Below are 14,491 nucleotides of genomic sequence, written 5' to 3'. Positions count from 1 at the left end.
TGCTGGCCGGCGGCCGCGCTGAATAAGCCTCCCCGCAACTTTTCGGCCTAGGCCATTCAGCGGGACTGCGTCTTCGCGAGCTGGAGGTCGCGCATCACCTCGCCGGCCATCCGGACCGAGGCCGCGTCCAGCACGTTGCCGAACTCGATCACGCGGGCCCGGCCCTCCAGGCGGCGGGCCAGGCCGGGGCTCTCGCTCGGCACCACGACCAGGTCGACGTCGCGCAGGTCGGCGTCGGTGGTGCCGGTCAGCACCTCGATGTTCGTCACGCCGGCCTGGGTCAGCGAGTCGCGGATGCTGACGGCCTGGTCCTCGGTCGAGTAGAGCAGGCCGACCGTGCGGTCCTTCGGCACCTGCGCGATCTGCACCAGCGTCTGGATGTGCGGCGCCGCCACGATCGCGACCACCTCGGTCTCCGGCCGGCGCAGCAGCGTGCGCACCTCGGCCAGGTGGAAGAACGTGGTCAGCACCAGGTCGGGGCGCTCGGTCTCGGCGTCGAACGCGCCCAGCACCAGCGGCTTGACCGTGACGCCGAGTTGCGTGCCCAGCTCGGTCGCGAAGTATCGCGCGCGCTCGTCGTTGCACTCCACGAACGACACCGCGATCGTCTTGTCCGCCTCCCACGCGGCCAGGCCGGCGATCAGGTCACGGATCTCGGCCGCGGTCAGCCCGAGTTCGAGGCACTCGCGGGCCGCGGCGGAGAGGATCTCGCGCGCCCGGTTGCGGGCCTCGGACGACGTGCGGGCCCGGCCGCCGCCGACCACCACCATGCCGTTGCGGCCGCGGGGCTCGATCAGGCCGAGCTCCCGCAGCTCGCCGTAGGCGTGGGCGACCGTGTTGCGGTTGATGCCGAGGTTGCTGGCGAGCAGCCGGGATCCGGGCAGCCGCTCGCCGTCACCGAGCAGGCCCATCTCGATCATGAGCGTCACCTGGGAGACGATCTGGCGGTAGACGGGCACGTCCGAGTGCCGGCTGACACTCATGCTGGTGATCAAGGGCCCACGCTTCCGCCGCTACGTCGTCAGAGGCAGCTTCGCTGCTGTGTCCTACGGATGCAGCGATTGTAGTGGGCCGTTTGTCAGTCCAGCACCCGGCGCATGCGCAGGCTGACGATGTGGTCGTCGACCCGGGACAGCGCGGCCCGCACGGTCTCCACCGGCTCGAAGCCGCGCGCCCGGTAGAAGCCGATGCCCGCGCTGTCGCCGAGGAAGACCGACACCCACATCTCCCGTCCGCCGGCCGTGCGGATCTGCGTGGTCACCCGGTCCAGCAGCGCCGTGCCCAGGCCGCGCCCGCGCTCGGCCGCCTCCAGGTGGACCAGGGACAGCTCGCCGGCGCGCTTGCCGATCATGCCGCCGCCGGCCGCGCCGAGCACCCGGCCGCGCTCCTCGACGACCTGGTAACCGAACCACTCCGGCGGGGCGGGCGCCACCTCCTTCGCGACCCGCTGCTCGTCGTAGAACGCGACGACGCTGCGGTCGATATAACCCTGGGGCAGCAGCTCACGGTACGTGTCCCGGTACGACGTGGCGCAGATCCTGGCGATGCTGGCGACGTCGGCTTCGATGGCTTGACGGACAACGGCGGTCAACGACGATCCTGGCACGCCGCAAGATTAGCGGCCGGGGCCGGCCGGCCCCGGCCGCCTCCGTCACGGCTTGGACCGCGGGCCGCTGCCCGGCTCCAGCGTGTCGACGAACTCGTGTGGGTTCGCAGCCTTCGCGGACACGCGCATGGACTCCGCCTCCGCGTGCATCGCGCGGGCCGCGCCCGACGGGTCGACGCCGGCCCGCCCGGCCGCCCGCACCACGCTGTCGTAGGCCTTCTCGGCCAGCGTGTAGGCGAGGCGGTAATCGTGTGCGGCGAGCGCCTTCTTCGCCAGCCCGATCGTCACGTCCGCGGCGTAGAGGTCCGCGGTCGCCTTCCGGGCGTCCGGCGCGGCCAGCACGTCCGCGGCGAGCCGGTTGGCCGCCTCGACGTACGCCGCGGTCAGGAACCGGTCGTTGTTGTCCCGGTCGAACTGGCTGAAGTCCCAGTTGACGTCGATGTAGCTCATCATCGAGTTGCTCTCGTCGCCGACCCAGGCGAAGTAGTGGTCACCGGTCGGGTTGATCTCGGTCGCCGACTCGCTGTCCCACCCGTCGTGCGGGTGGTGCAGGCCGAGGTGGTGGCCGACCTCGTGGATCTGCGTGGTGGTCAGGCCGTAGCCGGCGGCCACGACCTGCGGGTTGAGGAACGAGTAGACGAAGCCGGCGGTGCCGTCCGTCCAGTTGTCGTCCGCGAAGCCGAGCAGCCCGCTGGTGTTCGCCTCGGTCACGTAGTTGAACATCGGCAGCTCGTAGTCGACCCGGCCGGCGTCGTCCCGGGTGCGCTCCAGGTTCTCCAGGTTGTACAGGTACAGGTTCGCGTCCGGCGGCAGCGTCTGACCCGGGTAGCAGGGCTCGCCGGTCACGTACTGCCCGGTGAAGCAGGCCCGGTTCTGCGCGTCGAACGGGAGGTCCTGGTCGTCGAAGTCGAGCCGGTTGCGCCAGCGCAGCTCGGACAGCTCGTCCACCAGCAGCTCCGGCGTGATGTACGACGAGCCGTCCACGCCCGGCCAGCCCTCGTACGTGTTGCTGTCCAGGTTGATCGACTTCGGCAGCCCGGCCGGCAGCTCGACCGGGTAGATCGGCGACGTGGTCATCAGCAGGTCCAGCGCCACGTACCGGGTGAGTTTGGCCAGGTCGCCTGCGAGCGCGCCCGGCGCCCGGAACCCGCCCTCGGCGTACTCCCAGGTGGTGGGCAGGCGGTAGTCCGGCTCGCCGTCGCCGTCCACGTCCAGCTCGTCGACGATGTAGTTCGTCATGTTCGCGTCCGGGCCGGCGGACAGGTCGGCGAACCACACCCGGCGGGTCGCGCCCAGACCGGTCTCCTCGTCGTCGGCCGTGGTGCCGCCCCAGGCCATCAGCTTGCGGCTGTCCCGGTTCGCGCCGAAGTCGAAGCCGGTGTCCGGGTCCGGCTCACCGGTCTTGGTGTAGACGTGGAATCTGAAGTCGGACCGCCCGTGCCAGTTGATCAGGAAGACCGTGTTGCGCCGGGTGTCGACGCCGTGCGGCGGGTTGAACGCGAGGTACTTCTCCACGGCCGGCGCGTCGATGTAGTGGTTGTCCGTGACGTCCAGGACGTTGCGTTCCTGCGCGTTGTACGCCTCCTGGTACTCGGTCAGCGGCGCCGGCGTGGCCAGGCTCGACAGCTTCCGGAAGAACCGGTCCTCGTACCCGCGGTCCGCATACGAGATCTTGTAGTCGTAGACGTACTTGATGCCGAGCTTCTCCCGCTCGCCGTACCACCGGCGGGAGGTCACCTCCGGCTCGTACGTCCGGGCCAGGCCGGACGTGAACGCCGCCTGGTCCACCTCGGTCCGGTCGAAGCCGAGGAAGACCACGTTGACCGGGACCTTCTCCACGAGGTTCGGCTGCCCGCCGGGCACCAGGTGGGCGAACCTCGGTGCCGGCGCCGCGGCGCTCGCCGGTGTCGCGGACGCCCCGATCATCGCCGCGATAAGCGCTGTGACAAGCGCTGCTCTCCGTCTCATGCCGCTACGCTGCCACCGGGCGGCCGATCAGTAAATGGCCGCATGTGGATATGTCCATTGTTGAATCACGGGGGACGTGTGAGACGACTGATCGCGATCGCCGCGGCGGTGGCGCTGACGCTGGGCCCGGCGGCCCCGGCGCACGCCGCACCGCCGGTCTTGCGCGCGCCCGGACCGAGTGCTGTTCGGGCCGCGTTACGTGCCCGGTTCGCCGCCGTGCGGGCAACTGGCCGCGCTGCGGAAGGTGCTGGCCGACAACGGCGACGGGCACAAGAAGATCTGGGGCACCGAGTGGGGTTACCCGACCGCGTCCGGGCTCGGCACGAACCACCCGTCGCTGGAGCTGATCCGGGACTTCGACGTCGAGGGCGTGCACATGTGGCGCGAACTCGACTACGCCGGGCCGCTGTTCCTCTACCAGTACCGGGACTGGGCCGCGTGCACGGACGCGAACCAGGACCCGGAGTGCCACTACGGCATCGTCTACCGCGACGGCACGCCGAAGGAGCCGCGCTACAGCGAGCTGGTGAACAAGGTGGCGAACCACATGCCCAGCAGCCTGGCCACCGGGCAGAGCCTGCGGAAGCTGTCCGCGATGCGCTCGCCGAACGACCGCTTCTACCTGTGGATGCAGGGCGACGGCAACCTCGTCCTCTACGACACGTCGGACGACCGGGCACTGTGGAGCGTGCTGAACACCGGCGGGCGGCGGCTGCTCAACCAGCCGGACGGCAACCTGGTCCTCTACCGGCACCCGGACACGCCGGTCGCGGTCTGGGACACGAAGACCTGGACGGCCGGGGCGAGCACGCTGCAGCTGCAGAACGACGGCAACCTGGTGCTCTACCGCAACTCCACCGGCGAGCCGATCTGGGCGAGCAACACGGTCGTCCGATGAGGTCACCCGTAGGGTGGCCGACATGGAACCGACCCAGGCACTGATCATCGGTGGCGGCGTCGCCGGCGCCGCCACCGCGCTCGCGCTGCACCGGGCCGGCGTGCCGTCCGCGGTCTTCGAGGCGCACTCGGCCGGCGGCGACGACGCCGGCGCGTTCCTCACCGTGATGGCGAACGGGATGGCCGCGCTCGACGAGATAGGCGCGGCGCGGGCCGTCGTCGACGCGTCCTACCCGGCGCGCACCGTCGCGCTCTTCGACCCGGACGGCGACCTCGTCGGCGAGCGGCCGATTCAGGGCCCGGCCCGCACGTTGCGCCGGGCCACGCTCTACCGGGTGCTGCAGGAGCAGGTCGCGGCGCGCGGCATCCCGATCCGGCACGGCCGGCGCCTGACCGGAACGACCGGGGGCGTCCGGGCTCACTTCGCGGACGGCAGCGAGGCCGAGGGTGCGTTTCTGGTCGGCGCGGACGGCATCCACTCCCGCGTCCGCCGCCTGATCGACCCGGACGCGCCGCGGCCGCGCTTCACCGGCCGGCACGTCATCTACGGCTACGCCGACGGCAACCCGGGCGGCGCGCCCCCGGACGCGTACCACATGCTCAACGGCCGCCGGGCGTTCTTCGGCTTCACCGCGCCGGGCGACGGCCGGACCTGGTGGTTCGCCCGGATCCCCGGCGAACCCGGCACCGGCGGCACCTCGCCCGCCGAGTGGCGTGACCTGGCGCTGACCGCGTTCCGCGACGACGCCACGCCCGCGGCCGCGATCATCACGGCGACCGGCGCCGACGTGATCGGCGGCGACTCCTACGACATTCCGACCACGCCCCGCTGGCACGACGACCACCTGGTCCTGGCCGGCGACGCGGCGCACGCGGCCTCCCCGGCCGCGGCCCAGGGCGCGTCGATGGCGCTCGCGGACGCGGTCGCGCTGGCCGCCGCGCTCACCGCACACGGCGACGACCACGCGGCCGCGTTCGCCACCTACGAAGCGCGCCGCCGCACCGAGACCGAGGAGACCGTCGCCGCGAGCGCCGGCCTCGACGCCCGCTCCTGACGGGGTGCGGGGCGCGGGTCAGCTCGACTTGGTGACCACGACGGAGCTGACCGGGGTCTTGTTGAGCCGGTCGATCGGGGTGGTGACGCCCGCGCCCCACGTGCCCTCGTCGGTGGCCTTCTGCTTGTGCGCGGCCAGGAAGTCGTAGTCGGCCTGGGACAGGCGGTCGATCCGGACCGTCCACTTCTCGCCGATGCCCTCACCCTCCTTGGAACCGAGCGTGACCGTGTAGTCCTGGGCGGCGCCGTTCTTGATCACGACCGGGCCGTCCAGGAAGCACCACTCCTTGACGCAGACGGTCAGCGCGAGCCTCGTGCCGGTGGCGGCCGCGTCCGCGGCGGAGAGCGAGAACGAGACCGTGAAGTCGCGGGACACCCCGGCGCCGTTCTTCGGCGACACGATCTGCGTGCCGGTGGCCGGCGGCTTCACCGGTGCGGCCGTGGTCGCGGGCGGCGGCGCGGCCGGTGCGGCGGTGGTGGCGGCCGGTGCGCCCGTCGCGGACGCGGACGGCGTGGCCGACGGCAGCGTGCCGAGCGCGGAGTCGCCCGTCGCGGAGGTGCCCGTGGCGCCGGTCGGCGTGGTGGTCGCGTCGGCCACCGGCGTGCCGGGGTCCGAACCGGGCCGGGCCAGCACCACGACCAGCATGATCACGGCGAAGACGACCGCGGCGGCGGCGATCGCCCAGGGGGTGCGGTTCGGCCTGCGGACCTGGGCCGGCTCCCCGAACGGCGACGACGACACCGGCGCCCCCGAGACCGGCGCCCCGAACACCGGCGCACCCGACACCGGCTGCCCGTATCCGGGACCGCCGGAGACGGGCTGACCCGGCACGCCGGGCACCGGCTGCCCGAAACCCGGGCCGGAGACCGGCTGGCCGTAGCCGGGGCCGCCGGAGACCGGCTGCCCAGGCGCGGGGGCCCCGGTGGCCTGCGTCGCGAACGGCGGCAGCGGGGCCGTCGGCGGCTCCGCGGCCTGGACCGGCGCCATCCGGCTGGTCGGGAAGGCGTCCTCGGTCGCGGCCGGCGTGCCTCCCGTCACGTACTCGCGGGCGTGCGCCACCGCCGGGTGTCCCTCGCCGAGCGCGGCCGGCCCGTGCTCCGCGACCAGCGCGAAGTTCTTCTTGGCCACCAGCCGGTTGGCCAGTTCGTCGGCGACCACGGCCAGGTCGTACGCCAGGAGCACCATCACCGGGTCGACCGGCTGGATCCGCTGCCGGCCGGCCGCGTAGGCCTCCTCGAGCAGCCGCCGGGCGCCGGTGTGGTCGCCCGCCTGCGCATACAGCCCCGCGAGCCGGCGCATGGTGGTGAGCAGTTCCGGGTCACCCGAGGCGAGCGCGGGCCGGCCCTGCTCGACGACGTTCTCCAGCAGGGCCGTGGCCGCGGCCAGGTCTCCGCCGTCCGCGATCTGCTGGGCCTGCTGCCTGGCTTCAGGATACGAGTGCACCCGGACATGGTTCCTGATCGTCACAACGCACCGCCACCCTGGTCCGGCAGTCGCGTCCGAGCGGTCACGATCCGGCCGGCGACCCCGGCGGCGTCATCTCCCCCCACCCCGGACCCCGCCGGCCGTTACCGGCGTGACCGGACCTCCGGGCCGGAGCGGATCGCGTATCGTCCCGCTCATGATTGCCGTCCGGCCCTGGCACCTCGTCCTGCTGCTCTGCATCGGCGGCGTCTCCGTCCTCGTCGCCGCCGTGGTCGCGCTGAGCCGCCGACGCTGAGAACGGGCCACCGACGCTGGGACCGGGCCACCGACGCTGGGCCGGTCAGGGTGGCAGCGGCCGGCCGGTCCGCAGGTGGATGCGGTGGGACGCGTCTCCGAAGGCGATGGTCATCTCCTCGTCGCCGGGCCGGAGCGCGCAGGCCGGATCGCTGATCCGCGGGCCGGGCGCGATCGCCTCGACGCGGCCGTTCACCGTGAACGGGCCGGTCCACGGCAGGTCCAGGAGCGGGCCGCCGGGCGCCGCGAAACGTGCCCGCTCCGGCCCGAACTCCGGCGCCGGCAGCGACTCGAGGAACGCGGCGAACGATCCGTGCGTGGCGCGCCGGCCCACCACGCACACCCACGCGGCCCCGGTCCCGCCTGGCAGCAGCTCCTGCCAGGCCTCGGGGCCGGCCGTGGCGAATCCGGCGCCGCCGTCCGTGGCGAGCGCGACGTAGCCGTCGCCGCGCCGGCCGGCCCTCCACACGCCGCGAGCGGCCTGTTCGTCGAGGTGACGGACCGGGAACCAGGCGTGGGTGCGGCCGGTGTACAGCGCGATCAGCGTGCCGCCGTGCTGGCGCACCCGGGGCAGGACGTGGTCGCCGGCCCAGGCGTTCGGCCGGGACGACGGGGAGACGGACGCGTTCGGCGGCTGCGTGACGAAGATCTGCGTCTCCGGGCCGAGCGTCGCGCCCCACACGTGTTCCTGCAGCCCGGGCAGGCCGCACCGGTAGTCCTGGACGCTCGCCAGCATCACGTCGGCGGTGCGGTGCACGACGACGTCCGACCCGTACGGCCGGTCCAGCAGGTCCCGGTCCGGCAGGTAGCGCCCGCGGTTGTTCTGCCGCCCGGACCAGTCCCCGTCGTACGCCGCCACCGCGCGGATCGCGTCCGGGACCGCGTAGCGGCGCGCGACGGCCAGCACCGTGGCCGGGAGAAGCGCGTCGTTGAGCGCGCCGACGCCGAAGCAGAGCCGCATGATCGGCGCGGTCTCCTCCAGCCGGGACGAGCGCAGCGCACCGACGTAGGAGCGTCCGTGCGCGCAGCCGTGCACGCCGCGCCACGAGTTCGCGGCCAGGCTGAACAGCACCCGGTCGGCCAGCCCGGCCGCGGCCTCGGCGAGCGCGCGGTCGGTGCCCAGCTCGGCCAGCGAGACCAGTGCCAGCAGGTCGATCGCGAGGTAGGCGTTGGAGTCGAACTCGCTGAACCCGCCCGCGAGCCGCCGGGCGATCCACTCCCGGGCCAGCTCACGGCCGTGTTCCGCGTGCCGCCGGCCGGTCCACCCGGTGTTCGGGAAGACGTCGTCGCCGAGCGCCTCGCCGGCCAGCGTCTCCGCGGTGTGCCACACCAGCTGGTGGTTCTCCGTGAAGTAGCACATCGCGTCCAGGCCGGGCTGGTCGATCCAGTACTTGAAGCCGCGCAGCGCCGCGCGCACCGCCTCACGCAGGCCCGGTTCCCAGGCGTCCGCCCGGTGCCACAGATGGAGCAGCCCGACCGCCTCGAAGTCCGCGCAGTCGGCCCGCTGGGAGATCATCGTCAGCGCGCGTGCCAGCCCGTCCGCGGTGACCGGGCCGCCGCCCAGCTCCGCGCGGGCCAGCTCCGCCGCGACGCCGGTTCCCGACGAGGACGCATGTGTCAGCAGCTCCCGGCGCCACTCCCCCGGCGTGCCCACCGCGGTCTCCCGATGGTCGAAGGGCAACACCAGAAGATCGAATTCCCGATTCACGGGTACGGCGGACGCGTCCACGCCGACCCGCACACTCACCTCCCGTGCGACCACCCCGTCGAGCGGCACCCGGGCCCGCCCGCCGACCAGCGTCACCGCCCGTCCGCCCTCGGGCCCGCCGGTCCACCACACCCGCAGCCGACTCCCGTCCGGCCCGGTCAGCACCGCCTCCGCACCCACCAACCCTCGGCCCGCCGCCTCCACACCCGCCGCCTCCACACCCGCCGCCTCCACACCCACCGGCTCCCGGCCCGCCGGCTCCCCGCCCACAGCATCCGGCCGCGCCGCATCCGGGCGCACCGGTTCCGCGCCCACCGGCTCCCGGCCCGCCGACTCCCCGCCCACAGCATCCGGCCGCGCCGCATCCGGCCGCGCCGCATCCGGCCGCACCGCATCCGGGCGCACCGGTTCCGGGCGCACCGGCTCCGGGCCCACCGCATCCCGGCGCACCGCATCCGCACCCACCGGCTCTGGGCGGACCGCGACGCAAGAAGCGAGGCCGACCGCGTCCAGCAGGTCCTCCGCGCGGGCCGACGCCTCCTCGTCCGCGCCCGGCGACGGCACGATCACCCGGATCGGCGGACCGCCGACCCGCACCCGCAGGATGTGCCGGCACTCCCGGAACCCGGCCTGCCGCACGACCGCGACCAGCGTGGACACGCCCGCGGGCAACCAGACGCGGACCGGCCACTCCAACGGCTCCATGTAGGACACCCGGTCCGAGCCGCCGATCTCGACTCCGTCGAGGAGGAGCCGGACCGGTCCGGTGCTCGCCACCCTCAGCTCACGCCACTCGGCCTGGTCGGCCTCCACGGTGGCCGCGGCGAGCGCCAGCCGGTAGGACGGGGTGAAGCAGAACGCACTCCAGTCGACCAGCCCGTCGCCGGCGGTGTGGACGCGCTGCCACGTACCCACGTGGTGGTGGAATCGAAACTCCAGAGCCTCCGCGGCTGCGGCCGGGACCGGACCACCGGCGGGCGGCGGATTCGCTCGGAGGAGCGTCTCTTTCAGCGGCGTCGCGTCCGGGCCGTTGGTCAGGCGCCAGCGGCCGTCCGGGCCCCACGGCGAGCCGTCCGCGCGCAGGTGCTGGTGCAGGTCGCCGGCCGGCCAGGACCAGGCCGGGCCGATCAGCCAGTCGCGGATCGTGCCGTCGCGGGCGAGGCGGTGGATCGTGCGGCTCATCGCAGGCCGGTGCCGGCGATGCCGCGGGTGATGTGCCGTTGCAGCACCAGGAAGATGACGATCACCGGGATCATGCTGACCACGGACATGGCCAGGATGTAGTTGAACGGCACCACCAGCTGTCCGTCGAACTGCGCGAGCGCGACCGGCAGCGTGTATCTGTCCTGGTCCTGGCTGATGATGAGCGGCCAGAGGAAGTCGTTCCAGCGCCAGATGACCGAGAAGATCGCGAGGACCGCGAGCGGGGGCGCGCAGAGCGGCACGATGATCCGGGCGAACGTGCGGAACTCGCCGGCGCCGTCGATCCGGGACGCCTCGATGAGTTCGTCGGGCAGGCCGAGCATGTACTGCCGGAGCAGGAACACGCCGGTCGGAGTGGCGGCCGGCGGGATGATCAGGCCCCAGAGCGAGTTGACCAGGCCGAGGTCGGCCGCCACCTCGTACACCGAGATCAGGATGACCTGGAGCGGAATCATGATGGTGCCGAGCGTGACCAGGAACAGCAGGTTGCGGCCGCGGAAGTTGTACTTGGCCAGCCCGTACGCGGCCATGGTGTTGATCACGAGGGTGAGCGCGGTGGCGGCGACCGTGACGATCACGCTGTTGCGGAGGTAGACGCCGAAGTCGAAGGTGCGCAGCGCCTCGGTGTAGTTGGTCGGCGCGAACGAGCCGGGCAGCGGTGTGGGCGGGCGCGCGGCCAGCTCGGCCTGCGTCTTGAACGACGACAGCACGGCCCAGACGATCGGTACCAGCACGATCAGCGACAGCGCGATGAGCACCGTGTACATGGCGATGCGGGCGATCGAGGGCGGCCGCCGGTCGCCGGTGGAGCTCCAGGTGGTCATGCGTGCCGCCGGTCGTTGAGCACGTTGAGCAGCGTCAGGCCGAAGAGCGTGCAGAAGAGGATGACCGAGCCGGCGGCGGCCAGTCCGTACCGGATGGGTGACTGGAACGCGTTCTGGTAGATGTACTGCACCATGAGCGTGGTGGCGCCGACCGGGCCGCCGCCGGTGAGCGTCCAGATGAAGTCGAACGCCTGGAACCCGGCGATCATGCTGAGGATGATCACGACCAACGTGGTGGGGCGCAGCAGCGGCAGCGTGACGTAGCGGAAGCGCTGCCAGGCGGACGCGCCGTCGATCATGGCGGCTGCGTGGTGGTTCGGGTCGATGCCCTGCAGCCCGGCCAGGATGATCAGGGCGTAGAAGCCCAGGTGGGTCCAGAGGCCGACGAAGATGACCACGGCCATCGCGAGCCGGCCGTCGACCAGCCAGGGGATGTCCGCGCCGAGCAGCGTGTTCGCCAGGCCGTTGCGCCGGTCGAAGATCCATCCCCAGATCAGCCCGACCACGACCGGGGAGAGCAGCACCGGCAGGAACACGATCGCCCGGAACACGCCTCGCCCGCGCAGCCGGGCGTCGAGCAGGAGCGCCAGACCAACCGCCGCGGCCGTGCACAGCACCACGAAGCAGGACGCGAAGATCACGGTGGCGCGCGCCGCGGCCCAGAAGTCGGCGCTGTTCACCAGCTCGGTGTAGTTGCCGGTGCCGGCGTAGGTGAACGTGCGGCCGTTCGTGCTGTCGTACATGCTGATCGTGACGTTGTTGATCGCGGGCCAGATGGTGAAGATCCCGAAGATCAGCATGTTCGGGAGCACGAAGAGGTACGGCGCCAACGTGATGTTCAACCTGGTCAGGGGCGGGTGGCCGGGGGTCATCGGGGCACGGCCGCCTTCTGCGCCTCGTCGCGGATCGTCCGGGCGGCCTGCTCGGGCGTCTGGTCGCCGGTGAGCACGGTGGCGAGCGCGGTGACGGTCGCGCGCGCGGTGGCGCCGAAGCCGGGGCTGTAGTTGGCGGCGAACGTGTCCGGGGGCGTGCGCCGCACCTCCTCCAGGAACACGCCCATGTCCTGCGGCCGGGACGGGTAGTCGACGCCGGACGCGATCAGGTCCCGCCGGGTGGGCAGGAACGCGGCCTCCCGGCAGAGCCGGCGCTGCGACTCGGCGGAGTTCATGAACGCGATGAACTCCGCGGCCAGCTCCTGGTGCGCGCTCTGCCGGAACGAGGCCATGAACTTGCCGCCGGGGAAGCCGCCGCAGCGCTCGCCGCACGGGTTCGGCGCGACCCGCCACTCGAAACCCGCGCTCTTGGCGAACGCGCTGACCTGCCAGTTCCCGCTGATGTAGACCGGCACCTGCTGGGCCAGGAAGATCTCGTTGGCCGCCTTGTACTTCGTGCCGGCCTGCAGCCAGAGGTCCCGCGGCATCGCGCCGGTCTCGTGCAGCCGCGCGAACTCGGTGATCGCGGCCGTCGCCCTCGCGGTGTCCAGCGTGACGGTCTCGCCGTTGAGGTAGGTGGTGCCGTATTGACTGAGCATGGTCGCGAAGCGGTGCCCGGAGACGTCCATGGCCAGCGCGAACTCCGTGCCGTTGGCGCGCTGCACGGCCTGCGCCGCCTCGATCATCTGCGCCCAGGTCCACGGTTTCGCCGGGTCGGGCAGCGCCACGCCGGCCTTGGTGAACTGGGCGACGTTGATGATCGGCCCGTTCATGGTCAGGTCGCTGGGGACCGCGAGCAGCTCTCCCCCCGGCCCGGTGATCGCGGGCGTGGCGCCCTCGACGAACTGCCCGGCCAGCGCGTCCTGCTGGAACCGGCCGAGGTCGAGCAGGTCGGCGCGGAACGGCGTCAGCTCGGTCAGCCGGGCCACGTCCGGCGCGTTGCCGCCGGAGAGCCGGGCCTGAAGCTGCTGCTCGAGGTTCGCGAACGGGACCACCTGCAGGTTGACGGTGGCACCGCTGGCCTTCTCGAAGTCGGCGATCAGCGCGCGGGTGGCGGCCTCGTCCGGGCCGTCGGTGAAGTAGACGTAGGTGAGGTTCCGGTCCTCGGCCTGGCCGGTGTCGCCGCCGTCCGGGCCGCCGGGCGCGCAGGCGGTCAGCGTGAGCACGGCCAGCAGCGCGAGGAGTGGTTTTCGAGCCGAGCGCGACATGTGTCACCGCCTGGTCGTCCGCGGAGGGTGAGGCGACGGTATCCATCGACGAGAAGACATGTCAACTGAGCCTTCGCAATCCGGCGCACCCGGGCCGTCGCCTACCGCCGCGCGTCCGGCCACGGCAGGCCAGGTGGAGAATGGATCACAGGTCGTGATCGCGAAACTACCCAAAAAATTCTCGGATCGGCGGCAGCAGCGATGAGAGGTCACCGCGTTGAGGGGGTGGAGAACAACCGGCGAGGCCCACCGCCTCGGACAGATCGCCAAGGAGAACAGCACCGATGGCATCCAAGCGCAGGCGGATCACAGTGGGAGTGACGGTCACCGCGGCCGTGGCAGTGCTCCTCGGGGTCGGCATCGGCACGGCCAACGCGGGCACCCGACCCTGGTGGGACCGGTGGAAACCGCGGCCCAAGCCGGTCGCGACCGCGCCCGCCACGCCGACGCCCACGCCGTCCGCGGCCGCCGCCACGACCGCGCCCACGCCGAGCGCGTCGCCGTCGCGCGGCACGCCCGGCAGCACGCCGTCCGCGACCAAGCCGGCCACCACGCCGGCGCCCGCGGCGACGACCACCGCGCCGACCGGCACCTGGACGCCGCCGCCGGCGAACGCGAGCTTCGACTACCAGATCGGCAAGGCCTACACGCCGCCGTCCGGTGTGACCGTGGTCAGCCGGGACAGCGAGGTCAGTCCGGCCGCGGGCATCTACAACATCTGCTACATCAACGCGTTCCAGGTGCAGCCCGGCGCCGAGTCGTGGTGGCAGAAGAACCACAACGACCTGCTGCTGCGCGACAAGGCCGGCAACCTCGTGATCGACGAGGACTGGGACGAGCCGATGCTCGACTTCTCCACCGCGGCGAAGCGCACCGCGCTGACGAAGGTCGCGGCCGGCTGGATCGACGCGTGCGCGGCCAAGGGATTCAAGGCGATCGAGCCGGACAACCTCGATTCCTACACCCGCTCGAACGGCCTGCTCACCCAGGCCCAAGCCGTGGAGTACGCGGCGGCCCTCTCCACCTACGCGCACGGCAAGGGCCTGGCCGTCGGGCAGAAGAACCTGGCCGAGCTCTCCACCGCGAACGCGAAGAAGGCCGGTTTCGACTTCGCGGTCGCCGAGGAGTGCGCGGTCTGGAACGAGTGCGACCGCTACGCCGCTACGTACGGTAATAACGTCATCGTCATCGAATACACTGACGAGGGCTTCAAGAAGGCGTGCAACGGGTTCGGGAGCAAGCTCTCGGTCGTTCAGCGCGACGTCGACGTGACCGGCCCGGGTTCGTCCACATACGTGTTCAAGGGCTGCTGAGCTGCTTTCCCGATTCCGCTACGCCCCCGAGATCTCCGGTGCCCCACGCGGGCCCGGA

The 14,491-nt window shown here is 72.3% G+C and carries 11 protein-coding genes; 3 read left to right on the top strand and 8 right to left on the bottom strand.

The window, feature by feature from the left end:
- Window positions 1–56 precede the first annotated feature (56 nt).
- The 3 genes from J2S43_RS09170 to J2S43_RS09160 all read right to left on the bottom strand — a co-directional run bounded on the left by J2S43_RS09170 (window position 57) and on the right by J2S43_RS09160 (window position 3,532).
- Complete coding sequence (locus tag J2S43_RS09170; RefSeq protein WP_306828366.1) at window positions 57–983, bottom strand: GntR family transcriptional regulator; 927 nt, start codon at window positions 981–983, stop codon at window positions 57–59.
- 95 nt (window positions 984–1,078) lie between these two features.
- On the bottom strand, window positions 1,079–1,591 hold the full coding sequence (locus tag J2S43_RS09165; protein WP_306828365.1) for a GNAT family N-acetyltransferase: 513 nt from the start codon (window positions 1,589–1,591) through the stop codon (window positions 1,079–1,081).
- Between the two features lie 60 nt (window positions 1,592–1,651).
- Complete coding sequence (locus tag J2S43_RS09160; RefSeq protein WP_306828364.1) at window positions 1,652–3,532, bottom strand: hypothetical protein; 1,881 nt, start codon at window positions 3,530–3,532, stop codon at window positions 1,652–1,654.
- Between the two features lie 241 nt (window positions 3,533–3,773).
- Between J2S43_RS09160 and J2S43_RS09155 the strand changes: the two genes are divergently transcribed.
- Both J2S43_RS09155 and J2S43_RS09150 read left to right on the top strand, forming a co-directional pair.
- Window positions 3,774–4,472, top strand: a complete 699-nt coding sequence (locus J2S43_RS09155) for a hypothetical protein (RefSeq protein WP_306828363.1) — start codon at window positions 3,774–3,776, stop codon at window positions 4,470–4,472.
- A 22-nt stretch (window positions 4,473–4,494) separates the two neighbouring features.
- Window positions 4,495–5,526: an FAD-dependent monooxygenase gene (locus J2S43_RS09150; RefSeq protein WP_306828362.1), complete on the top strand. Its 1,032-nt coding sequence runs from the start codon at window positions 4,495–4,497 to the stop codon at window positions 5,524–5,526.
- Window positions 5,527–5,544: 18 nt separating this feature from the next.
- On the opposite strand, the gene J2S43_RS09145 is transcribed toward J2S43_RS09150, so the two are convergent.
- The 5 genes from J2S43_RS09145 to J2S43_RS09125 all read right to left on the bottom strand — a co-directional run bounded on the left by J2S43_RS09145 (window position 5,545) and on the right by J2S43_RS09125 (window position 13,120).
- Entirely contained in the window at window positions 5,545–6,969 is a 1,425-nt protein-coding gene (locus J2S43_RS09145; protein WP_306828361.1) for a hypothetical protein, read from the bottom strand.
- Window positions 6,970–7,291: 322 nt separating this feature from the next.
- On the bottom strand, window positions 7,292–10,135 hold the full coding sequence (locus J2S43_RS09140; RefSeq protein WP_306828360.1) for a serine/threonine-protein kinase: 2,844 nt from the start codon (window positions 10,133–10,135) through the stop codon (window positions 7,292–7,294).
- Window positions 10,132–10,980 carry a carbohydrate ABC transporter permease gene (locus J2S43_RS09135; protein ID WP_306828359.1) on the bottom strand — a complete coding sequence of 283 codons (849 nt, stop codon included), beginning with the start codon at window positions 10,978–10,980 and terminating at the stop codon, window positions 10,132–10,134. Before J2S43_RS09135 ends, J2S43_RS09140 begins: the two co-directional genes overlap by 4 nt.
- Window positions 10,977–11,822 (bottom strand): carbohydrate ABC transporter permease, encoded by an 846-nt coding sequence (locus tag J2S43_RS09130; RefSeq protein WP_306828358.1) that lies wholly within the window; start codon window positions 11,820–11,822, stop codon window positions 10,977–10,979. The genes J2S43_RS09135 and J2S43_RS09130 overlap by 4 nt, the downstream gene beginning before the upstream one ends.
- A gap of 26 nt (window positions 11,823–11,848) precedes the next feature.
- Window positions 11,849–13,120: an extracellular solute-binding protein gene (locus tag J2S43_RS09125; protein ID WP_306828357.1), complete on the bottom strand. Its 1,272-nt coding sequence runs from the start codon at window positions 13,118–13,120 to the stop codon at window positions 11,849–11,851.
- A 284-nt stretch (window positions 13,121–13,404) separates the two neighbouring features.
- Between J2S43_RS09125 and J2S43_RS09120 the strand changes: the two genes are divergently transcribed.
- Complete coding sequence (locus J2S43_RS09120) at window positions 13,405–14,433, top strand: endo alpha-1,4 polygalactosaminidase (RefSeq protein ID WP_306828355.1); 1,029 nt, start codon at window positions 13,405–13,407, stop codon at window positions 14,431–14,433.
- Window positions 14,434–14,491 lie beyond the last annotated feature (58 nt).

The sequence above is a fragment of the Catenuloplanes nepalensis genome, assembly GCF_030811575.1.
Lineage (GTDB): Bacteria > Actinomycetota > Actinomycetes > Mycobacteriales > Micromonosporaceae > Catenuloplanes > Catenuloplanes nepalensis.
The sequence above is the reverse complement of the archived record's forward strand: the minus strand, read 5'-3'. Positions and strand labels throughout refer to the sequence as shown.

Coding starts and splice junctions, on each gene's coding strand:
- J2S43_RS09170 (WP_306828366.1), bottom strand. CDS start 983: ATGAGTGTCAGCCGGCACTCGGACGTGCCCGTCTACCGCCAGATCGTC.
- J2S43_RS09120 (WP_306828355.1), top strand. CDS start 13,405: ATGGCATCCAAGCGCAGGCGGATCACAGTGGGAGTGACGGTCACCGCG.
- J2S43_RS09150 (WP_306828362.1), top strand. CDS start 4,495: ATGGAACCGACCCAGGCACTGATCATCGGTGGCGGCGTCGCCGGCGCC.
- J2S43_RS09125 (WP_306828357.1), bottom strand. CDS start 13,120: ATGTCGCGCTCGGCTCGAAAACCACTCCTCGCGCTGCTGGCCGTGCTC.
- J2S43_RS09140 (WP_306828360.1), bottom strand. CDS start 10,135: ATGAGCCGCACGATCCACCGCCTCGCCCGCGACGGCACGATCCGCGAC.
- J2S43_RS09135 (WP_306828359.1), bottom strand. CDS start 10,980: ATGACCACCTGGAGCTCCACCGGCGACCGGCGGCCGCCCTCGATCGCC.
- J2S43_RS09160 (WP_306828364.1), bottom strand. CDS start 3,532: ATGATCGGGGCGTCCGCGACACCGGCGAGCGCCGCGGCGCCGGCACCG.